We start from the raw sequence: 20,113 nt of genomic DNA, 5'->3' as shown, positions 1-20,113 counted from the left end.
GCGAAATCTTACGGGCCCGCCCGCCGGGCGCCCGGGGGTCGGGGGGATCGGTTCCGCATCGGTTCGGTCGGGGTTTCGTCCCCGTTCCGTCCCGGCGGTGAAACCGGTCCGGCCCGACGGGCGTTGGGCACGAAGCCCGTCGGGGCGGGCCGGATCCGGGTTCCTCCTCAGAGGTGTTCGGGGAGCAGCGGTTCCGCCGGGCGGGCGTGCACCGAGACCGCGTAACCGGCGTCCGGGTCGAAGGGGTCGCCCTCCCAGGTCGCGTACCGGACGTGCCGTTCGAGCCCGGCCGTCGCGCACCACTCGTCGTACTCCTCGACGCCGAACGGCGCCTCCTCCAGCGGCAGGTGTTCCGGGGTCAGCCCCATGCCGACCACCAACAGGCCGCCGGGGCGCAGGAGTCGGGCGATCTGCCCGATCACCGCCCCCTCGGTGCCGGGGGCCAGCAGCGGGATGACGTTCCCGGCGGCGACGGCCAGGTCGTAGCCGGGGGTCAGGCCCACCGCGTCCAGGGCCACCAGGTCGCCGAGGTGCCAGTCCGGGCCGGGCGCGGTGCGCCGGGCGACCGCCAGCATGGCGGGGTCCACGTCCACGCCGGTGCAGGCGTGGCCGAGTTCGGCGAGGCGGGCGGCGACCCGGCCGGTGCCGCAGCCGGCGTCCAGCACCCGCGAGCCCCGGGCCAGGAGTGCGTCGCAGAACCGGGCCTCCCCGTGCGGGTCGTGTCCCTCGGCGGCGAGGCGGGCGAAGCGGGCGGCGTACTCCTCCGCGTACCGGCCGGAGGCATCCCGCGCCCCGGTCACCTCCGCCCAGCGGTCCCGGCGCTCCCCCGGTCCGCCGCCGGTGTCCCCCGTGCGCCCGGTGTCGCCGTCCCCGATCGGGCTTCCGCCCGTGTCCCGGTCCACGTCCCCGTCTCCTCCCGTTCGGTGCTGTCCCGTTCGGGCGCCGCTCGGCGCCCGTCTCCCGCTCCCGGTGACCTCCCCGGGGTCGTCGCCCCGGAATCCGACCGCGGACCCGGGCCCGGGTGTCGATCCGACGGCTCCCGGACGCCGGGCGGGCCACCCTGATCCGCTCCGCTCAGCCCCGGTACCAGGGATCGGCGACGGTGCCCTCGCGGATCTCCTCGTCCCAGGAGTACACCTCCCGGCCGTCGATCACGGTGTGCAGCGGCCGGCTCATGACCTCCAACGGGTCACCGGACCACACCACCACGTCGCCGTCCCGGCCGGGGGTCAACGCGCCGACCCGGTCGTCCAACCCCATGATCTCCGCCGGGTTGAGGGTGACCGAGCGCAGCGCCGTGTCCCGGTCCAGTCCCTCCTTGACACAGAGGATGGCCTGCAGGATCAGGAAGTTGATCGGCACCACGGGGTGGTCGGTGGTCAGTGCCAGCTTCACGCCCGCGCGGGCGAGGATGCCGGGGTTGGCCAGCGTCCGGTTGCGCAGTTCCACCTTGGAGCGGGTGGTGAACAGCGGGCCGGTGATCACCGGGATCTCCCGGCGGGCGATCTCGTCCGCCATCAGGTGCGCCTCGGTGGCGTGGTTGATGATCAGCCGGTAGCCGAACTCGTCGGCCAGCCGCAGCGCGGTGGCGGTGTCGTCGGCGCGGTGGGTGTGCTGACACCAGGGGATCTCCCGGTCCAGCACACGGACCAGCACCTCCAGGCCGGGGTCGCGGTCGAAGGGCTTCTCCTCCGCGGCGGCGTGCTCGCGGCGGGCGCGGTAGTCCTGCGCGGCGGTGAGCGCGTCGCGGATCACGGCGGCCACGCCCTGCCGGGTGGAGGGCAGTTGCTTCTTCTCGCCGTAGACGCGCTTGGGGTTCTCGCCCAGCGCGCTCTTCACGCTGATGGGCTGGCGGACGAGCATGTCGTCCACGATGCGGCCCCAGTTCTTCACCGCGACGGTCTGCCCGCCGATCGGGTTGCCGGAGCCGGGCTTGACGACGGTGGTGGTGACGCCGCCGGCGAGGGCGTCGGCGAAGCCGGTGTCGGCGGGGTTGATGGCGTCCAGGGCGCGCATCCGGGCGCCGTTGGGGTCGGTCATCTCGTTGGTGTCCTGACCGGCCCAGCCCTCGGCCTCCTCGTGCACGCCGAGGTGGCCGTGCGCCTCCACCAGGCCGGGCAGCACCCACTTGCCGGTGGCGTCGATGACCCGTACGCCGTCGGGGACGGTGACCCCGGCGTCGGGGCCGACGGCGGAGATCCGGCCGTTCTCGATGAGCACCGTGCCGCCCTCGATGGGGTCGCCGTCGATGGGGAGCACGTATCCGGAGGTGATCGCGATGTCCATGCCGGCAACCTAACCCGGGCCCGGCGCCGGGGCCGGGGCCGGGGCCGGGGCCGGGGCGGGCGCCGAGGCCCCGGCGGGACCGGAGGGACCGGAGGGACCGGAGGGACCGGAGGGACCGGAGGGACCGGAGGGACCGGAGGGACCGGAGGGACCGGAGGGACCGGAGGGACCGGAGGGACCGGAGCGATGCGGGGCGATGCGGGGCGACAGGGACGGGGCGGGACGGACCACCCCGCATCGGACCCGACGGATTCCGGCGGACGCCCACACCGCTTCGCCCCCTCCCACCCGGATCGACCTCGGAGCCACCCGGCGACGCAGTGCCCCCGGGGTCGTCGATGGTGCCCGCGCACACCACGCCGTCGGCGGCGGACAGGTGGAAAGGGGTGCCCGACACCGGAAGCCGCCTTCGTTCCCGGCCGTCGGCGGCGTCGACGCAGCACACCGCGCCGGCGCCGGTGCCGGCGGGACCGTGCCCGGTCACTCCCGCACGTCGTACCGTCCCGCCCGGCCCCCGTCCCCCGAGCCGGCCCCCGAGCCGTCCGGACGGAGGGAGGGCAGGGTGAGATCGACCGCGGCGGGGATCGCCGCGAAGGCGTCCTCGACACACCGGCGCAGGGCGGGACGCCCTCCACCGCCCCACGGGCCGTCGCCGATGGCGCGGCCCGCCACCCAGTTGCGGGCGGCGCAGCGCCACGCGCCGAGAGCCAGTTCTCCGAGGAGGCGCAGCCGGAGATCGTCCCGCCCGCCGACGCCGAGGCGTTCCTCCAGGACGCCCACCAGTTCCTCCTGCACCGCGAAGGCGATCGCCAGGCTGCGGTTCCACAGCACCGGGGTACCGGCGGCGAGCCGACGGGTGGCGAGGAAACGGTCGGTCCAGTCCTCCTCCATGAGGTCCACGGCCTCCGGGAGGGCCGTGCCCAGCAGATCGAGGACCGCTACGCCCTCGTGCCCGGCGGCACGGGTTCGGACGCGTTCGAGGCAGGTCTCCCACAGTTCCCCCTCCGCGGCGAGCGCGACGTCCTCCTTGGAGGCGTAGTAGCGGAAGAAGGTGCTGCGGGCCACGTCGGCCCGGGCGGTGAGCTGTTCCAGGGTCACCCCGTCGAATCCGTGCTCGGCGAAAAGGAGGAGCGCGGCGTCGGCCAGCGCCCGGCGGGTGCGCCGCTTCTTTCGTTCGCGCAGGGGGAGGGAGTCGTCGTCCTCGGCCATCGGGGGACGGTATCGCACCGATGACTGGACCGCTCCCCGGGAACCCGGGAAAATAAGACTCGATGTCATTTTGGATGGAGTCTCTTTTTTTGGGGGGCGACGGTGTCCGTCGACGATTCGAAACGATCCGGAGCGCGCCGGGGACGGCCGGTCGCGGCCGTGCTGCTGTTGGCCTCCACCCTCGGGGTGATGGGTGGAGCGGCGATCGCGCCCATGGTGGAGGTGATCCGCGGGGAGTTGGGGATCGGTGCCACCGCGATCGGGATGCTGCTGACGGTGCACAGCCTGGCGATCGCGGTGACCGCTCCCCTCATCGGCCGGCTCTGCGACCGGATGGGCCCCCGGGTGCCGCTCGGCCTCGGCCTCGTGCTGTTCGCGGTGGGAGGCGGTGCCGGGCTGTTCGTCGATCACTACCCGACGCTCATGGCCTTCCGTGTCGTGCTCGGCGTGGGGTGCGGGGCCGTCTTCACCTGTTCGACCGTCGCCCTCCTCGCGCTGTACCGGGGGCCGGAGCGGGATCGGATGCTGGGCCTGCGCACCACCGCCATCAGCGTGGGCGGTTTCGTCTACCCGGTGGCGGCCGGCGCGCTGGGGCACATCTCCTGGCAGTCACCGTTCGCCGTCTATCTGATCGGCCTGCCCCTGGGGGTGGCCTGCCTGCTCGTCGTTCCCGCACGTCCCGCGCCGCGCTCCGGCCCGGGCGCGACCGCCCCGGCCGGGGGTCCGGTCGACGGCACCACGGGAACGGGGCGCGGCGGAGTCGTGCGTCTGCTGCGGGACCACCCGGTGGTGGCGGGACTCACCGGCCTGTGGGCGGCCGCCGCCGCCCTGATGATGGTGGTCGGTATTCAACTGCCGCGTCGATTGGCCGAGTTGGGCGTGGGGGATCCGCTGGTGGTGGCGATCATGGTGATGGTCACCGGTGGAGCCGCCTCGGCGGTGGTCGGGCTGCTCTTCGGGCGACTGCGCGAGCGCTTCGACCACATCGTCCTCCTGCGGACCGCCGTCCTGCTGTGGACCGTGTCCCTCCTGGTGTTCGCCGTGGCGGATCGGGCCTGGTTGCTGATCGCCGTTCCCCTGCTGAACGGGGTGGGGAACGGTCTGGTGATGCCGTCCACCACCGCGCTGATCGACCGCGCGGTACCGGAGGGACGACGCGGGCTGGCCACCTCCCTCCAGGCCACGGCGATGTTCGGGGGGCAGTTCGCCTCCCCGTTGATCTTCGGCTCCCTGGTGGACTCCCGGTCGGTCACCTCGGCGGCTCTGGCCGCGGCGGCGGGAACCGTCCTCCTGCTCCTCGCCCTCACCCGCCTGCGCCGCGCTCTCCCGGCCCCGGCGGTAACGGAACCCCGGGGCGCCGTTCACCGGACCTCCGATCCGGGGTCCGCACCCCGCTCCGTCGACGAGAAGAGGACATAGGGTCGGGGCGCGGGTCGTCCCACCCGTTGAACCGACGAATCGAACGGAGCGGACGCATGGGCTCGGCGAGGGGAACGCGCGGACCGGAGGACGCCCCCGGGGCGTGCGACGGCGGTGTGATCGGGTACGAGGACGTGAAGCGCGCGGCGGAACGGATCGCGGGGGGCGTGCGACCGGTGACGGTGGCCCCGGTGGAGGACCCGGACGGCGGCCCGATGTCGTTCGCCCTGGAGTACCTCCAGCACACCGGCTCGTTCAAGATGCGCGGCGCGCTGAACTTCACCGTCGCCCACCGGGACGCCGGGGAGATCCCCGGGGCGGGCGTGGTCATCGCGTCGGGCGGGAACGCCGGACTGGCCTGCGCCCTGGCGGCCGGCCGGGTGGGGGTGCCGGCGACGGTGTTCGTGCCGGAGACCGCGCCGGCCGTGAAGGTGGCCCGACTGCGGGCGCTGGGGGCCCGGGTGGAGGCGGTGGGCCGGGAGTACGCGGAGGCCGCCGGGGCGGCCCGGCACTTCGCGGCGGAGACCGGGGCACTGGCCTCGCACGCCTACGATCACCCGCTGATCGCGGCCGGGGCCGGAACCTTGGTGGAGGAGATCCTGGCCGCCCGACCGTCGGTGACCACGCTGGTGGTCGCGGTGGGCGGCGGCGGACTGTTCGCGGGAGTGGCCACGGCCGCCGCCGAACACGGCCTGCGGGTGGTGGCGGTGGAGCCGGAGGGGGCGAGGGCGCTGGGCGCCGCGCTGGAGGCCGGGGAGCCGGTGGACGTGCCGGTGGAGTCGGTGGCGGCGGATTCGCTGGGGGCGCGGCGGGTGTCGGCGGAGGCCCTGCGTCGGGCGCGTTCGGAGCACGTCCGCTCGGTGCTGGTGCCGGACACGGAGATCGTCGCGGCACGCCGCCGGTTGTGGACGGAGCACCGGATCGCCGTCGAGTTCGGCGCGGCCACCGCACTGGCCGCGCCGTGGTCCGGCGTGTTCCGTCCCGAGGAGGGGGAGGAACCCTGTGTCGTGCTGTGCGGGGCCAACACGGACCCCGCGGATCTGTCCGCGGTCGCCGACCCCGGGGTGCCGACCACCCCGTGACGGCTTGCGGCCGGCGCGGGGCCGACCGGCGTGACCGTTCTCCGGCCGACGGCGTGAGGGGACGCCGGGAGGGTCGGGTGACGGGCCGGCGGGCGGCCGGACCGATGGGTTCGGACCGGGTTCGGACCGACGCGAAGAGGGACGGGTGGAGAGCGATCAGAAGACCGCCTCGGTCTCCTCCATCCGGTTCTCCGGCACCCGCTTGAGCTCGGTGGTGGCGTCGGCCAGCGGCACCATCGCGATGTCGGTGCCGCGCAGGGAGGTCATCATGCCGAAGTCGCCCCGGTGGGCGGCCTCCACGGCGTGCCAGCCGAAGCGGGTGGCGAGCACCCGGTCGTAGGCGGTGGGGACTCCGCCGCGCTGCACGTGGCCGAGGATGACCGGACGGGCCTCCTTGCCCAGGCGCCGCTCCAACTCGCCGGCGAGCCGGTAGCCGATGCCGGCGAACCGCTCGTGGCCGTACTGGTCGATCTCGCCCTTCTCGTAGGGCATGCTGCCCTCGGCGGGGCGGGCCCCCTCGGCGACGCAGATCACCGCGAACTTCTTGCCCCGGGCGAAGCGCTCCTCGACCATGTCGCAGAGCCGGTCCACGCGGAAGGGTCGCTCGGGGATGCAGATGCCGTGGGCGCCGCCGGCCATGCCGGACTCCAACGCGATCCACCCGGCGTGCCGGCCCATCACCTCGACGACCATCACCCGCTGGTGGGATTCGGCGGTGGTCTTCAGACGGTCTATGGCCTCGGTCGCGACCATCACCGCGGTGTCGAAACCGAATGTGCGGTCGGTGGCGGAGATGTCGTTGTCGATGGTCTTGGGCACACCCACGACGGGGAGCCCGGCGTCGGAGAGCATGCTGGCGGCGGTGAGGGTGCCCTCGCCGCCGATCGGGATGAGGGCGTCCAGGCCCAGCTCCCGTCCCAACTGCTCGGCGTTGGCGCAGGCGTCCCGGAGCCGTCCGCGCTCCAGTCGGCTGGAGCCCAGGACGGTGCCGCCCCGGGCCAGGATGCCGCTGACGGCGTTGATGTCGAGCTTGCGGTAGCGGCCCTCGAGGAGGCCCTTGAAGCCGTCCTCGAAACCGAGGACCTCGTCACCGTGGTCCACTACCGCGCGATGGACCACCGAGCGGATCACGGCGTTGAGTCCCGGGCAGTCTCCGCCCGCGGTGAGAACGCCAATACGCATGGGTCTCTCTCCTGGTCGTAGGGGAAGTCTCGGGTTCACCGGCCCCCCGGTCGCATGGGTCGGGGGAGGCGGGAGGCCGCGCCCTCGAGGCCATCGGGATTGTGTCACGCCCGTACCACGCGTCCGCACGGTCACCCGGCCCCGGTCCGGGCGGGGCGCGCCCCCGAACCACCCCCATAGCGAGGGCCTAACCCCCGGGGCCGGGTAATGTCAAGAGTGCGGACATCCTGGATCGGGCGAAGCGGGCGGTCGTCTGTTCGAGTACCCGGCGATCCCGGTACCCAACCCGGCGCCGTCCCGGTGGGAGACCCCTGCCGACCGGCCCGGGGGCACGGCCGGTCGCCCGACCGGTGTGTCCGGTACGGCGGAACCGACCGAGGACCCCGAACGACGACGGGCCGACCGGCCCGGGAGGCGAGGACCCGCGTGGCGCGCAGCGTGTACGTGACCGGCATCGGCCGAGGGGACGGCCGGCAGGTGATCGAGCTGGGGGTGATGGAGCTGCTGACCCGGCGGGTCGACCGGGTCGGGGTCTTCAGACCACTCGGCCACGGCGGCTCCGATCCCGTGCTGGACCTGCTGCGCTCCCGTTACCGGCTGGTGCAACCCATCGCCTCCATGGTCGGCACCACCTACGCCGCCGCCGCCTCGCTGCAGGCCGAACTGGGCACCGACGAGCTGGTCTCCCGCCTGGTGGACCGCTACCACGCCGTGGCCGAGGAACACGAGGCGGTCGTGATCCTGGGCACCGACTTCGCCGACACCGGACTGCCGGCCGAGCTGGCGCTCAACGCCCGGCTGGCCAACGAGTTCGGCGCCGTGGTCCTGCCGGTCGTGGCGGGGCTGGACCGGGACGCCGAGGCGGTCGTCGCCGAGGTGCGCAACGCCCATCACGCCTACACCTCGCTGGGCTGCCAGGTGATCGCCACCATCGCCAACCGGGTGCGTGACTCGCACGCCCGCGCGGCCGCCCGTGAGCTGGGACGTCACCTACCGGAGCCGGTTTACGTACTACCCGAGGATCCGGCGCTGTCGGCTCCGACGGTGGCGCAGATCGCCGAGGCCCTGGACGCCGTGGTGCTGCTGGGCGACCACAACGGCCTGGCCCGGGACGTGCGGAACTTCGTCTTCGGCGGCGCGATGCTGCCGACCTTCCTCAACGCGCTGACCGAGGGTTGCATGGTCGTGACCCCCGGCGACCGGGCCGATCTGGTGGTCGGCGCGCTGGCCGCGCACTCCGCCGGCTCACCACCGATCGCGGGCATCCTGCTGACCCTGGGCGAGAAGCCCGGCGGGGAGACCCTGACCCTGGCCGACCGGCTGGCTCCCGGCACGCCCGTGCTGTCGGTGCCGGGTGGTTCCTTCCCCACCGCGCAGGAGCTCTTCGGCCTGGAGGGCAAGTTGACCGCCGGCACCCCGCGCAAGGCGGAGATCGCGCTCGGCCTGTTCGAGACCCGGGTGGACACCGACCAGCTCACCGAGCGGCTCTCGGTGGCCCGCAACGGCCGGGTCACCCCGATGATGTTCGAGCACGAGCTGATCGAGCGGGCCCGCTCGGACCGCCGACACGTGGTGCTCCCGGAGAGTACCGACGAGCGGGTGCTGCGGGCGGCCGAGGTACTGCTGCGGCGGCGGGTGTGCGATCTGACGCTGCTCGGCGACGAGACCGCCGTGCGCCGTCGGGCGGGTGAACTGGGCCTGACCCTCCCGTTGTTGGCCGCCGACGAGGTTCCCGAGGGGTCCGGCGCGCACGCCCGGGTGGTGGATCCCCAGACCTCCCCGCTGCGCGAGCGGTTCGCCGAGCTGTACGCGGGGCTGCGGGCGCACCGGGGCGTCACCCCGGAGTTGGCGTACGACGTGGTCGCGGAGGTCTCCTACTTCGGCACCCTGATGGTCCGCGAGGGCCTGGCCGACGGCATGGTGTCCGGCGCCACCCACTCCACCGCCGCCACCATCCGCCCGGCCTTCGAGGTGATCCGCACCGTCCCGGACGCCTCCAACGTCTCCTCGGTGTTCTTCATGTGTCTGGCCGACCGGGTGCTGGTCTACGGCGACTGCGCGGTGATCCCGGATCCCGACGCCGAGCAGCTGGCCGACATCGCCATCCAGTCCGCCGACACCGCCGCCCGGTTCGGGGTGGAGCCGAGGATCGCGATGCTCTCCTACTCCACCGGCACCTCCGGCTCGGGCGCGGATGTGGACAAGGTGCGCTCCGCCACCGAACTGGTCCGCGAGCGCCGGCCGGACCTGCCGGTCGAAGGGCCCATCCAGTACGACGCGGCGGTCGAGCCGTCCGTGGCGGCGACCAAGCTGCCGGAGTCCGAGGTGGCCGGGAAGGCGACGGTGCTGATCTTCCCGGACCTGAACACCGGCAACAACACCTACAAGGCGGTGCAACGGTCGGCCGGAGCGGTGGCGGTCGGGCCGGTGCTCCAAGGGCTGCGCAAGCCGGTGAACGACCTGTCGCGCGGGGCACTGGTGCAGGACATCGTCACCACGGTGGCGATCACCGCGATCCAGGCGCAGGCCCTGAGCCGGCGCCCGGGGGCCGGCCCCGCCGCCGACACCGACTGACCCCGGGCGCGGTCGGGGGCGGCCGGCCCCGACCGCGCCCCTCCCCGACGGCGCCCGCCCACAGACGGTGCCCATCCATCGAAGAAAGAGGAACACGATGACCGACGGCCGCGTCCTGGTGCTGAACTCCGGTTCGTCCTCGGTGAAGTACCAGCTGGTCGACATGGCCGACCGGTCCCGGCCCGCCGCCGGGATCGTGGAGCGGATCGGGGAGCGGCGGGCGCGGCTGACGCACACCGCCGCCGACGGCAGCCGTCGGAGCCGCGAGGAGTCGATACCCGACCACCGGGCCGCCCTGGAGACGCTGGCCGCCGAGCTGGCCGCCGACGGGATGGGCTTCGACTCCCCCGGCCTGGTCGCGGTCGGCCACCGGGTGGTGCACGGCGGGCGGCGGTTCACCGAGCCGACCCGGGTGACGCCCGAGGTGGAGGCCGAGATCGAGCGGCTGGTGCCGCTGGCCCCGCTGCACAACCCCGCCAACCTCACCGGCATCCGCACCGCCCGCGCGCTCAACCCGGACCTGCCGCAGGTCGCGGTCTTCGACACCGCCTTCCACACCACCGTCCCCGAGGCCGCCGCCCGCTACGCGATCGACACGGAGGTGGCCGACGCGCACCGCATCCGCCGCTACGGCTTCCACGGCACCTCGCACGCCCACGTCTCGCGGGCCTGCGCCCGACTGTTGGGCCGGGACCCGTCGGAGGTGAACGTCATCGTGCTGCACCTGGGGAACGGCGCCTCCGCCTCGGCGGTGGCGGGCGGCCGGTGCGTGGAGACCTCGATGGGGCTCACCCCGTTGGAGGGCCTGGTGATGGGCACCCGCTCCGGCGACGTGGACCCGGCGGTGATCTTCCACCTGACGCGGGTGGCGGGCATGTCGGTGGACGCGGTCGACGAGCTGCTCAACATGCGCTCGGGGCTGATCGGCCTGTGCGGGGACAACGACATGCGGGAGATCCGGCGCCGGATCGACGCGGGCGGGGAGGACGGCGAGCGGGCCCGGCTGGCGTTCGACGTGTACACCCACCGGCTGCGGAAATACGTCGGGGCGTACACCGCCGTACTGGGCCGGGTCGACGCGATCGCCTTCACCGCCGGCGTCGGGGAGAACTCCGCCGAGGTGCGGGCGGCGGTCGTCGCCGGTATGGAGGAGGGACTGGGCCCGGTGGTGGATCCGGAGCGCAACGCGCGCCGGACGGACGGCCCCCGGATCATCTCCCCGGAGTACGCTCGGGTCGCGGTCGCCGTGGTTCCGACGGACGAGGAGCTGGAGATCGCCGTGCAGGCGCACGCGCTGGTGACCGGCTGACCGATCCCGGGGCGCCCGGTGGTCCGGCCGCCGTCCCGGCCCGTCGGGGCCCCGCCCCGGGGCGGCCCCCGGGCCGCCGGAAGCGTGGCCGTCGCCCGCCCCGCGCCCGTTCCCACCCGCCAGGATTATTCTCCGGCTGAACAAACGATAGGATCGTTTCCATGCGCCGTTCCAAGATCGTCTGCACCCTGGGCCCCGCCGTGGACTCCTTCGATCAGCTGAAGAACCTGATCGAGGCCGGCATGAACGTGGCCCGCTTCAACATGAGCCACGGCAGCCACCCCGAACACGAGGACCGGTACCACCGCCTGCGCAAGGCGAGCGAGGAGAGCGGACGGGCCGTCGGCGTGCTGGCCGACCTCCAGGGACCGAAGATCCGGCTGGAGACCTTCGCCGAGGGCCCGGTCGAGCTGGTGCGCGGCGACCAGTTCACCATCACCACCGAGGACGTCCCCGGCGACCGGACGATCTGCGGCACCACCTACAAGGGACTGCCCGGTGACGTCACCAAGGGTGAGAGCATCCTCATCAACGACGGCAACGTCGCCCTCCAGGTCACCGAGGTCGAGGGCCCCCGGGTGCACACCATCGTCATCGAGGGCGGGGTGATCTCCGACCACAAGGGGATCAACCTGCCGGGCGTGGCGGTCAACGTCCCCGCGCTGTCCGGGAAGGACGTCGAGGACCTGGAGTTCGCCCTGCGGATGGGCTGCGACATGGTCGCGCTCTCCTTCGTGCGCAACGCCGACGACGTGCGGGACGTGCACGCCGTGATGGACCGGGTCGGCCGGCGTGTCCCGGTGATCGCGAAGGTGGAGAAGCCGCAGGCCGTCGACAACATGGAGGAGATCGTCCTCGCCTTCGACGGCGTCATGGTGGCGCGCGGCGACCTCGCCGTGGAGTACCCGCTGGAGCGGGTGCCGATGGTGCAGAAGCGGCTGATCGAGATGTGCCGCCGCAACGCCAAGCCGGTGATCGTCGCCACCCAGATGATGGAGTCGATGATCACCAACTCGCGGCCCACCCGCGCCGAGGCCTCCGACGTGGCCAACGCCATCCTGGACGGCGCCGACGCGGTCATGCTCTCCGCCGAGTCCTCGGTCGGGCAGTACCCGATCGAGACCGTGCGCACCATGTCGAAGATCGTGGTCGCCGCGGAGGCGGAGCTGATCTCCCGGGGCCTGCAGCCGCTGGTACCGGGCAAGAAGCCCCGCACCCAGGGCGGTTCGGTGGCCCGTGCCGCCTGCGAAATGGCCGACTTCCTCGCCGCCACGGCCCTGGTCGCCTTCACCCACTCCGGTGACACCGCCCGCCGGCTCTCCCGCTACCGGGCGAGCCAGCCGATCCTCGCCTTCACCACCGAGGAGGCCACCCGCAACCAGCTGACCCTCAGCTGGGGCGTGGAGACCTTCGTCGTGCCGCACGCCGCCCACACCGACGAGATGGTGCGGACCGTGGACTCCGAACTGCTGAAGCTCAACCGCTTCCACGAGGACGAGGTCATGATCATGACGGCGGGCTCCCCGCCCGGCGTCGCCGGCACCACCAACATGGTGCGGGTGCTGCACCTGGGCCGCGACAGCTGAGCCCCACGGGCCGGACACCGCGACCGGCCCGGCCCCTCGAACGGCGCCCCGCGCCGGGTCATCCCTCCCCCTCGTCGGGACGGGCCCCGGGCGGGGCGCCGTCGTGCGCGGGCACGCCCCGGGGAGAGGTCCGCCGACCGGGGAAGCGCCCCCGGCCGAGGCCGGTGCGTGGCCCCCGCCCGGCTGTGCGCCGATGGTGGCGCAGAACACGAGAGGGCACAAGACATCGACTACCGACGAGTAGGACAAGGCCCCGGCAGGAGCGGATCCCCCTCCTCATCGATCACGGAGAGCCATCGGAACGGCGATTCGACTTTCGAGCTCGCCCACTGGAATACGCATGAAACGCGCCGGTGATCCAAGCGGACGGACACGGAAAGCCACGGCGGTCGCGATTACCGGGTTTCGGCGAAGCACGACCGTCGAAAGCACCCCCGGGGCGGGTGGTCGGGATGTGTCGAGCGGTTCCCCCGGGCCGGACGGGACGGGTGCGCCGAAACACGACGCCCCGACCCGCCGGGAGTCGGCGGGCCGGGGCGTGGTGGTGTCGGGATCCCGGGATGACGACGCGTCGGGTCGGTGGCCCGGCGCTTTCTCAGAAGAGGACGCGGCTGAGCGCGCCCCGCGCCGAGAGCACCCTCGGATCCTCGGAGCCGACCACCTCGAAGAGTTCCAGCAGTCGCACCCGGGCGACGTTCCGGTCCTCACCGACCGACCGCCGGACGGTGTCCACCAACCGGGCGAAGGCGTCCTCGACATGGCCACCGGCCAGGTCCAGATCCGCGACCGCCAACTGGGCCCGCACGTCCGTCGGGTCGTCCGCCGCCTTCTTGCGGGCCTCCCTGCCGTCACCCAACTCCTGGAGGCGATTGAGGAGTTCGGCCTGACCCAGCCCCAACCGGGCCTCGGTGTTGGTCGGATCGTCGGACAGGACATTCCGGTAGGCGCGGACGGCACCGGCGAGGTCACCGGAGTCCAGCGCGTCGTGCGCGGCGGCGAGGGCGGGGTCCGAGGGCGGCTCGGGCACCGCCGTCGGCTCCGGCACGGCGGCGGGATCCACCGGCGCGCCGGTGATCCCGAAGCGCTGCTCGGCGGCGAGGATGAGCTGGTCCAGCACCTGCCGGATCTGCGCCTCGGGAGCGGCCCCCTGGAACAGCGGCAGTGCCTGTCCGGCGACCACCGCGAAGACCGCGGGGATGCCCTGGACGCCGAACTGCTGGAACAGCATCTGGTTGCGGTCGACGTCGATCTTGGCCAACAGGAAGCGGCCGGCGTACTCCCGGGCCAGGTTCTCCAGGACCGGGCTCAGCTGCTTGCACGGCTGGCACCAGTCGGCCCAGAAGTCGATGACCACGGGCACCTCGGCGCTGCGCTGCAGCACCTCCCGCTCGAAGTCCGCCTCGTCGACGTCGAACACGAGGGAAACGGCTCCGGCCGCGGGGGTTCCCTCCCCGTCCCCCGTCGCTTCGGTCGCGCGCCGGGCGCGAGCCTCCTCGGCCTTCTGCTTGGCCTCGGCCGCCGCCTTGACTGCGGAGAGATCGACGGCACCGCTCATCGGCATGTTGCGTGGCTGCATGGGAACAGTCTCCCCCCTCCGCCGACCGATCGGGTACGCGCACCGGTGACATCCGGCGGCGGGTCCCCGCGAAATGGCAGCACGACTCCCGCGCACCACTCTCCGTGGTCGAAACCGCACCGGGTCGGGGCTCTCGTCCCGGCGGGGCCGCGCGGCGCACACCCTTCCGAGGACCCCTCAACGGACCGCCGGGGGTCGTCCCGGGCGGTCCCCGGCGATCCCACCGCACCGTACGCGCCGTCCCGACGGAGGTCGGGGGAGCGGGCGGTCACGGTGGATGTCCCGGCCCGGGCCGGCGTGACGGGTCGGACCGCACGGCGCCGGGCCACCACCGGGGACCCGGCGGTGATCGGGCCGGCTCCCGGGAGCCGCCGACGCCTCGGCGGCCCGGCCGACCCGGCCCCGGCCGGGCCGCCCCGTGTCCGGATCACGTCTCCCCACCGACGGAACCCACCGCCCCTCCCGCATCGACCGCGTGCCGCCCGGGGAGGAACGACGGGGACCGGTGAGGGGTACGGGAACGGCCGGCACGACCGGAAACGAAACGAAGGGGTGCGTGCACCGATGGTGCTGCTGCTGTTCGGGGTGATCGCGGCGATCGCGGCGGGGTTGCTCGCCGCCGGCGTGAAGAGGGTCCGGCCCGGCGAGGTGGCGGTGGTGGAGCGCGCCGGCACGCTCCACCGCACGCTGCCGGCCGGAACCCACCTGCTGGTCCCGCTGCGCGACCGCGTCCGTGCCCGGCTCGACCTCGGGGAACGAGCGTTGAACCTGTCCCCGCGCACCGCGCACGCCGGGGACCGACACCAGGTGACGGTGGCCTGCCGGGTGCGCTGGACGGTGGGCGACCCCGAGCGGGCCGTGTACACGGCGGCGGACGGGCCGCGGGCCCTGGAGCACCTGCTGGACGTGGAGATCCGCTCGGCGGTCGCCACCATGCTCGCGGCGGAGGTCCCGCACCGGCGGGTGGAGTTGGAGGAGCGACTGTGGGAGGCGATGCGGGAGGCCGGGGCCGAGCGGGGGATGAACGTACTGGCGGTGGAGTTCGACGAGTTGGCGCCCACCCGGCCCGAGGCCGCCCGTCGGCTCCCACCGGGTCCGTCCTCGCCCGGGGGCGCCGGCGGTGGGTCCGGTGGTATGCCGGGCCCGCCCGGCCCCACCGGCCCGGGGCCCGACCCGGACGGCCCGGCGCGGTACGGCCGGGGCTGATCCCGGCCGCACGGAGGAACCCCGATACCGGCCCGGCGGCGACGGGGTGCCGGGCCCCGACGGTGCGCACGCCGCTTCCCGGAACACCGCCCCGGAGGGCGGCGGCGCCCTCCGGGGCCCCGTCGCACGGGCCCCGCGCCGTCTCCGTCGGCGACCGGGCCGCCCGACGGGAAAACCCGGCCCCGACCACGGACCGGGCCCCGCCGGCACGCGCGCCGATACCCGGGCCACGCACCGGACACGGCACGGGTCACCCCGCCGGGAACCCACGGTGTTCGACCACCGAACCGGGGCGGTGGCACGGCACCGCCGGGCGCCGGGCGCCGGGCGCCGGGCGCCGGGCACGGAAGGGTGCCGGGCACGGGGGACCGCCCCGGCACCTCTCCACGGGTGGCAACCCTCTCGGGGCCCGGAGCCGGACGCCTCAGAAGCCCGGCGGTTCCGTGTAGGTGCCCCACTCCTCGCGCAGCGCGTCGCAGATCTCCCCGAGGGTGGCCTCGGCCCGGACCGCCACCAGCATCGGCTCGATCATGTTCGCCCCCGAACGGGCCGCCTCGACCATGGCCGCCAGCCCGGCCCGCACCGCCGCGTCGTCCCGCGCGGCGCGGCGCTCGCCCAGGGCCCGCACCTGGTCGCGTTCCACCTCGTGGCCGACCCGCAGGATCTCCAGGTCCCCGGTGACCGAGCCGGTGTGGCAGTTGACGCCGACGACCCTCTTCTCGCCCTTCTCCAGCGCCCGCTGGTAGCTGAAGGCGGCCTCGGCGATGTTGCCGGTGAACCAGCCGTCCTCGATGCCGCGCAGCAGGCCGGAGGTGATCGGGCCGATGGGGTGGTTGCCCTCCGGGACGGCCCGCCGGCCGCGTTCGGTGATCTCCTCGAAGATCTTCTCCGCGTCGGCCTCGATCCGGTCGGTGAGCTGCTCGACGTACCAGGAGCCGCCGAGCGGGTCGGCGACGTTGGTGACGCCGATCTCCTCCATGAGCACCTGCTGGGTGCGCAGCGCGATCTCGGCGGCGCGCTCGCTGGGCAGGGCCAGGGTCTCGTCCAGGGCGTTGGTGTGCAGGGAGTTGGTACCGCCCAGGACGGCGGCCAGGGCCTCGACGGCGGTGCGCACCACGTTGTTGTAGGGCTGCTGGGCGGTGAGCGAGACACCGGCGGTCTGGGTGTGGAAGCGCAGCCACTGCGCCTTCTCGGTGCGCGCGCCGTACACGTCACGCATCCATCGCGCCCAGATCCGGCGGGCGGCCCGGAACTTGGCGATCTCCTCGAAGAAGTCCAGGTGCGCGTCGAAGAAGAAGGACAGGCCGGGGGCGAAGGTGTCCACGTCCAGGCCCCGGGACAGGCCGAGTTCGACGTAGCCGAAGCCGTCGGCGAGGGTGTAGGCCAGCTCCTGCGCGGCCGTGGAGCCCGCTTCCCTGATGTGGTAGCCGGAGACGGAGAGCGGCTTGTAGGCGGGGATGCCGACCGCGCAGTGCTCCATCAGGTCACCGATCAGCCGCAGGTGCGGCTCGGGGGCGAACAGCCACTCCTTCTGCGCGATGTACTCCTTGAAGATGTCGGTCTGCAGGGTGCCGTTGAGCACGGCGGGGTCCACGCCCTGGCGCTCGGCGGCGACCAGGTACATGCAGAAGACGGGGACGGCGGGGCCGCTGATGGTCATCGAGGTGGTGACGTCGCCCAGCGGGATGTCCCGGAAGAGGACCTCCATGTCGGCGGCGGAGTCGATGGCGACGCCGCAGTGGCCCACCTCGCCCAGCGATCGGGGGTCGTCGGAGTCGCGGCCCATCAGGGTGGGCATGTCGAAGGCCACCGAGAGGCCTCCGCCGCCGGCCTCCAGGATCATCCGGTACCGCTCGTTGGTCTGCTCGGCGTTGCCGAAGCCGGCGAACTGGCGGATGGTCCAGGTGCGGCCCCGGTAGCCGGTGGGGTGCAGGCCGCGGGTGTAGGGGAACTCACCGGGCCAGCCGATGCGCTCGAAGCCCTCGTAGCGGTCGCCGGGGCGGGGGCCGTAGACCGGATCCACCGGGTCCCCGGAGAGCGTGGTGAAGTCGGCGTCCCGCTTGCGTGCGGCGTCGTACCGGGCCTGCCACCGTCGGCGGCCCTCAGCGATGGCGTCAGCGTCCATGCCCCCAATTTACTTGGACGTCCAAGTAATTTCCAGGGCGCGACCCGCCGGGACGACACCGCCCCGCCCCCGGGCGTGCGGGGGCGGGGCGGTGGAAGGCGCCGGGGCGCGGGTGTCAGGCGGAGCCGACCTTCGCGGAGGTACCGGCCTCCCCGTCGAGGGCTCCGGAACCGTCGGCGTAGTCGTCGTCCCGCTCGAGCAGCGGCTCGATCTCGGCACGGACGGTGCGTTCCACGAAGAAGGCGACGAACGGGATGGTCCCCGACAGCAGCACCCACAGCAGCTTGCCGAACGACCAGCGGGCCTTCTGCCCCAGGTCGAAGGCGAAGATCAGGTACACGATGTAGAGCACGCCGTGGGTCTGGGACACCACGAAGGTGATGTCCTCCCCCATCCCGAAGCCGTACTTGAAGACCATGCAGGTGCTCAGCACCAACAGCATGACCGCGGTCACGTAGGCCATCACCCGGTAGCGGGTCAGCACACTCGGCTTCATGCCCGCAGCCTAACGCGGCCGGTTTCCGGTGATTCCACCCGGGGCCGGCGAAACCGCCCCCGCGCCACCGGCGTCGTCGTGCCAAGGCCGCCTCGGCCGCCGGTCCCGCGCTCCGCGCCGGTCCCCGACTGTCACTCCTCGAAGTCGCGGGCGGCGACCCGCAGCGGGCGCAGGAGCGCGAAGACCTCCCGGCACTCCTCCTCGTCGTAGACGCCCAGCCCGAAGTCCATCGCCATCAGATCGCGGGTGGCCGCCTCACAGACCTCGCGGCCCCGGTCGGTGATCGAGGCGAGCGTGCCCCGCCCGTCGTGCGGGTTGGGGCGCTTGGTGACCAGCCCGGCCCGGACCAGTCGATCGACCGTGTTGGTCACCGAGGTGGGATGCACCATCAGGCGCTCCCCGATCTTGGACATGGGCAGCTCGCCGGCCTTGCTGAAGGTGAGCAGCACCAGCGCCTCGTACCGGGCGAAGGTCAGACCGTAGGGCTTGACGACGGAGTCCACCTCGGCGAGCAGGATCTGGTGCGCGCGCATGATGGAGGTGATGGCCGCCATCGAGGGGACCTCGCCCCAGCGGTCGGTCCACAGCTCCGCGGCACGGGCGATCGGATCGAACGTCAGGCTGAGCGGTTTCGGCACGGCCCCGACCCTACCGGCAGGTCACATCGCGGGGCGGGGCCGTCTCGGGAATTGGCCGGCCCTCCTCCCCGGACCCCGGTCCCGGCCCCGCACACCGGTCGCCCCACCGGATCCGGGGGCTCCGGCGGGGTGGGGCCGGGACGGTACACCCCACCCGAAAGCACCCTCGAACCTCCCTCCCGATCACGCGGCGTCATGACACGATTGCGGTATGCACGGCAGCCCCTCGGCGACCACCGACCCCGGCCCGACCGCTCCTCTTCCCCGCCTTCTCCGTCTTGCCCGTCTTGCCCGTTCCTTCGGATCCCCGCGTTCGGCCCCGCCCCCGGGACGGGGGTCGCGTGCCTTCCCGGGCGTGCCCGTCCTGCTCGCCGCGCTGCTCACCCTCGGCTGCTCCGGCGCCGGCCCCGATGGGAACGCCTCCTCCGAGGGGCAGCCCGGCAGCAACGGCAGCACCCTGCCGGTCCCCACCGACGGGGACACCGAGGGCCGACGGATCGTCGTGGACGGCGAGCTGTGGGTGGACCCGCGCAGCCCCGCCGCCCTGCAGATCGCCGAGTGGCGGGCCGAGGGCCGCGACGAGGACGCCGAGATGCTGCGGACGCTGGCCGAACAGCCGCTCGCCGAGTGGCCACCCGGCGAGGGCGGTGACCCGGGCCCGCGCATCCGCGAGGTGGCGCGCGCCGCCGGCGCGCAGGAGCGCACCGCGGTGTTCGTCGCCTACAACGTCCCCCACCGCGACTGCGGCCAGTACTCGCGCGGCGGCGCCGGCGACGGGGAGGCGTACCGGTCCTGGATCGGCTCCTTCGCCGACAACATCGGCGACGCCGAGGCCATCGTGATCCTGGAGCCGGACGCCGTGCCGCACATCGTGGACGGCTGCACCGCGCCCATCCACCACGAGGAGCGGTACACCGCGCTCTCCGAGGCGGTGGACCGGCTCGGCGCGCTGCCGCGCACCCGGGTCTACATCGACGCCGGCAACCCCACCTGGATCGCCGACCCGGCCGACCTGGTGGAACCGCTGCGCCGCGCCGGGATCGACCGGGCGGACGGCTTCGCGCTGAACGTCTCCAACTACCGCCCCACCGAGGAGGTCGTCGCCTACGGTCGGGAACTCTCCGAACTGCTGGGCGGCGCCCGTTTCGTGGTGGACACCAGCCGCAACGGCAACGGGCCGCTGGAGGGCGACCCCGCGGAGGCGTGGTGCAACCCGCCGGGCCGGGCGCTGGGCACGCCGCCCACCACGGAGACCGGCGACCCGCTGATCGACGCCCACCTGTGGATCAAACGGCCCGGCGAGTCCGACGGCGAGTGCCGGGGCGGACCGCCCGCCGGGGAGTGGTGGCCGGAGTACGCGCTGGAACTGGTCAGCGCCGGCCGGCGCTGACCGCCGCCACCGGCCGCCGGCCGTTCGCGGAGCGG

At 73.6% G+C, this 20,113-nt stretch carries 15 protein-coding genes; 7 read left to right on the top strand and 8 right to left on the bottom strand.

Annotated features, from left to right (window positions below; genetic code table 11):
* Window positions 1-167: 167 nt before the first annotated feature.
* From LZF96_RS12615 to LZF96_RS12605, 3 genes are all read right to left on the bottom strand, one after another.
* Window positions 168-875, bottom strand: coding sequence for a class I SAM-dependent methyltransferase (locus LZF96_RS12615; RefSeq protein ID WP_233870511.1), 708 nt, complete (start codon window positions 873-875; stop codon window positions 168-170).
* 199 nt (window positions 876-1,074) lie between these two features.
* Window positions 1,075-2,286 (bottom strand): amidohydrolase, encoded by a 1,212-nt coding sequence (locus tag LZF96_RS12610; protein ID WP_233870418.1) that lies wholly within the window; start codon window positions 2,284-2,286, stop codon window positions 1,075-1,077.
* Between the two features lie 480 nt (window positions 2,287-2,766).
* Window positions 2,767-3,495 (bottom strand): TetR/AcrR family transcriptional regulator, encoded by a 729-nt coding sequence (locus LZF96_RS12605; RefSeq protein WP_233870416.1) that lies wholly within the window; start codon window positions 3,493-3,495, stop codon window positions 2,767-2,769.
* Window positions 3,496-3,597: 102 nt separating this feature from the next.
* On the opposite strand from LZF96_RS12605, the gene LZF96_RS12600 reads away from it, so the two are divergent.
* A complete protein-coding gene (locus tag LZF96_RS12600; RefSeq protein WP_233870413.1) occupies window positions 3,598-4,914 on the top strand; it encodes an MFS transporter in 1,317 nt (438 codons plus the stop codon).
* A 56-nt stretch (window positions 4,915-4,970) separates the two neighbouring features.
* The gene (locus LZF96_RS12595; protein WP_233870410.1) at window positions 4,971-5,996 is read left to right on the top strand and encodes a threonine/serine dehydratase; all 1,026 of its coding nucleotides are present in this window, start codon (window positions 4,971-4,973) and stop codon (window positions 5,994-5,996) included.
* Window positions 5,997-6,152: 156 nt separating this feature from the next.
* Here the strand turns inward: LZF96_RS12595 and LZF96_RS12590 are convergent, their stop codons facing one another.
* The gene (locus LZF96_RS12590) at window positions 6,153-7,178 is read right to left on the bottom strand and encodes a 6-phosphofructokinase (RefSeq protein WP_233870407.1); all 1,026 of its coding nucleotides are present in this window, start codon (window positions 7,176-7,178) and stop codon (window positions 6,153-6,155) included.
* 426 nt (window positions 7,179-7,604) lie between these two features.
* On the opposite strand from LZF96_RS12590, the gene pta reads away from it, so the two are divergent.
* The 3 genes from pta (at window position 7,605) to pyk (ending at window position 12,647) form a co-directional block, all read left to right on the top strand.
* The gene (gene pta, locus LZF96_RS12585; protein ID WP_233870404.1) at window positions 7,605-9,752 is read left to right on the top strand and encodes a phosphate acetyltransferase; all 2,148 of its coding nucleotides are present in this window, start codon (window positions 7,605-7,607) and stop codon (window positions 9,750-9,752) included.
* Between the two features lie 97 nt (window positions 9,753-9,849).
* Entirely contained in the window at window positions 9,850-11,061 is a 1,212-nt protein-coding gene (locus LZF96_RS12580) for an acetate kinase (RefSeq protein ID WP_233870401.1), read from the top strand.
* Between the two features lie 161 nt (window positions 11,062-11,222).
* On the top strand, window positions 11,223-12,647 hold the full coding sequence (gene pyk / locus LZF96_RS12575) for a pyruvate kinase (protein ID WP_233870398.1): 1,425 nt from the start codon (window positions 11,223-11,225) through the stop codon (window positions 12,645-12,647).
* Window positions 12,648-13,242: 595 nt separating this feature from the next.
* Here pyk and LZF96_RS12570 read toward each other — a convergent pair.
* Window positions 13,243-14,223: a tetratricopeptide repeat protein gene (locus tag LZF96_RS12570; RefSeq protein ID WP_233870395.1), complete on the bottom strand. Its 981-nt coding sequence runs from the start codon at window positions 14,221-14,223 to the stop codon at window positions 13,243-13,245.
* 552 nt (window positions 14,224-14,775) lie between these two features.
* Between LZF96_RS12570 and LZF96_RS12565 the strand changes: the two genes are divergently transcribed.
* The gene (locus tag LZF96_RS12565; protein ID WP_233870392.1) at window positions 14,776-15,429 is read left to right on the top strand and encodes an SPFH domain-containing protein; all 654 of its coding nucleotides are present in this window, start codon (window positions 14,776-14,778) and stop codon (window positions 15,427-15,429) included.
* A 424-nt stretch (window positions 15,430-15,853) separates the two neighbouring features.
* Here the strand turns inward: LZF96_RS12565 and LZF96_RS12560 are convergent, their stop codons facing one another.
* From LZF96_RS12560 to LZF96_RS12550, 3 genes are all read right to left on the bottom strand, one after another.
* On the bottom strand, window positions 15,854-17,554 hold the full coding sequence (locus LZF96_RS12560) for a methylmalonyl-CoA mutase (RefSeq protein ID WP_233870389.1): 1,701 nt from the start codon (window positions 17,552-17,554) through the stop codon (window positions 15,854-15,856).
* Window positions 17,555-17,669: 115 nt separating this feature from the next.
* Complete coding sequence (locus tag LZF96_RS12555; RefSeq protein ID WP_233870386.1) at window positions 17,670-18,050, bottom strand: DUF3817 domain-containing protein; 381 nt, start codon at window positions 18,048-18,050, stop codon at window positions 17,670-17,672.
* A 131-nt stretch (window positions 18,051-18,181) separates the two neighbouring features.
* Complete coding sequence (locus LZF96_RS12550) at window positions 18,182-18,688, bottom strand: MarR family winged helix-turn-helix transcriptional regulator (protein WP_233870383.1); 507 nt, start codon at window positions 18,686-18,688, stop codon at window positions 18,182-18,184.
* A gap of 355 nt (window positions 18,689-19,043) precedes the next feature.
* On the opposite strand from LZF96_RS12550, the gene LZF96_RS12545 reads away from it, so the two are divergent.
* Window positions 19,044-20,078 (top strand): glycoside hydrolase family 6 protein, encoded by a 1,035-nt coding sequence (locus LZF96_RS12545; RefSeq protein ID WP_233870380.1) that lies wholly within the window; start codon window positions 19,044-19,046, stop codon window positions 20,076-20,078.
* Window positions 20,079-20,113 lie beyond the last annotated feature (35 nt).

Source organism: Streptomyces sp. ST2-7A (assembly GCF_021390475.1).
In the GTDB taxonomy this organism is placed as follows: Bacteria; Actinomycetota; Actinomycetes; order Streptomycetales; family Streptomycetaceae; genus Streptomyces.
This window is presented reverse-complemented; position numbering and strand designations above follow the sequence as displayed.

What these genes read in the sequence shown, in the direction of transcription:
- LZF96_RS12610 (WP_233870418.1), bottom strand. Translation starts at nt 2,286, where the DNA reads ATGGACATCGCGATCACCTCCGGATACGTGCTCCCCATCGACGGCGAC.
- LZF96_RS12605 (WP_233870416.1), bottom strand. Translation starts at nt 3,495, where the DNA reads ATGGCCGAGGACGACGACTCCCTCCCCCTGCGCGAACGAAAGAAGCGG.
- LZF96_RS12595 (WP_233870410.1), top strand. Translation starts at nt 4,971, where the DNA reads ATGGGCTCGGCGAGGGGAACGCGCGGACCGGAGGACGCCCCCGGGGCG.
- LZF96_RS12590 (WP_233870407.1), bottom strand. Translation starts at nt 7,178, where the DNA reads ATGCGTATTGGCGTTCTCACCGCGGGCGGAGACTGCCCGGGACTCAAC.
- LZF96_RS12580 (WP_233870401.1), top strand. Translation starts at nt 9,850, where the DNA reads ATGACCGACGGCCGCGTCCTGGTGCTGAACTCCGGTTCGTCCTCGGTG.
- pyk (WP_233870398.1), top strand. Translation starts at nt 11,223, where the DNA reads ATGCGCCGTTCCAAGATCGTCTGCACCCTGGGCCCCGCCGTGGACTCC.
- LZF96_RS12570 (WP_233870395.1), bottom strand. Translation starts at nt 14,223, where the DNA reads ATGCAGCCACGCAACATGCCGATGAGCGGTGCCGTCGATCTCTCCGCA.
- LZF96_RS12560 (WP_233870389.1), bottom strand. Translation starts at nt 17,554, where the DNA reads ATGGACGCTGACGCCATCGCTGAGGGCCGCCGACGGTGGCAGGCCCGG.
- LZF96_RS12555 (WP_233870386.1), bottom strand. Translation starts at nt 18,050, where the DNA reads ATGAAGCCGAGTGTGCTGACCCGCTACCGGGTGATGGCCTACGTGACC.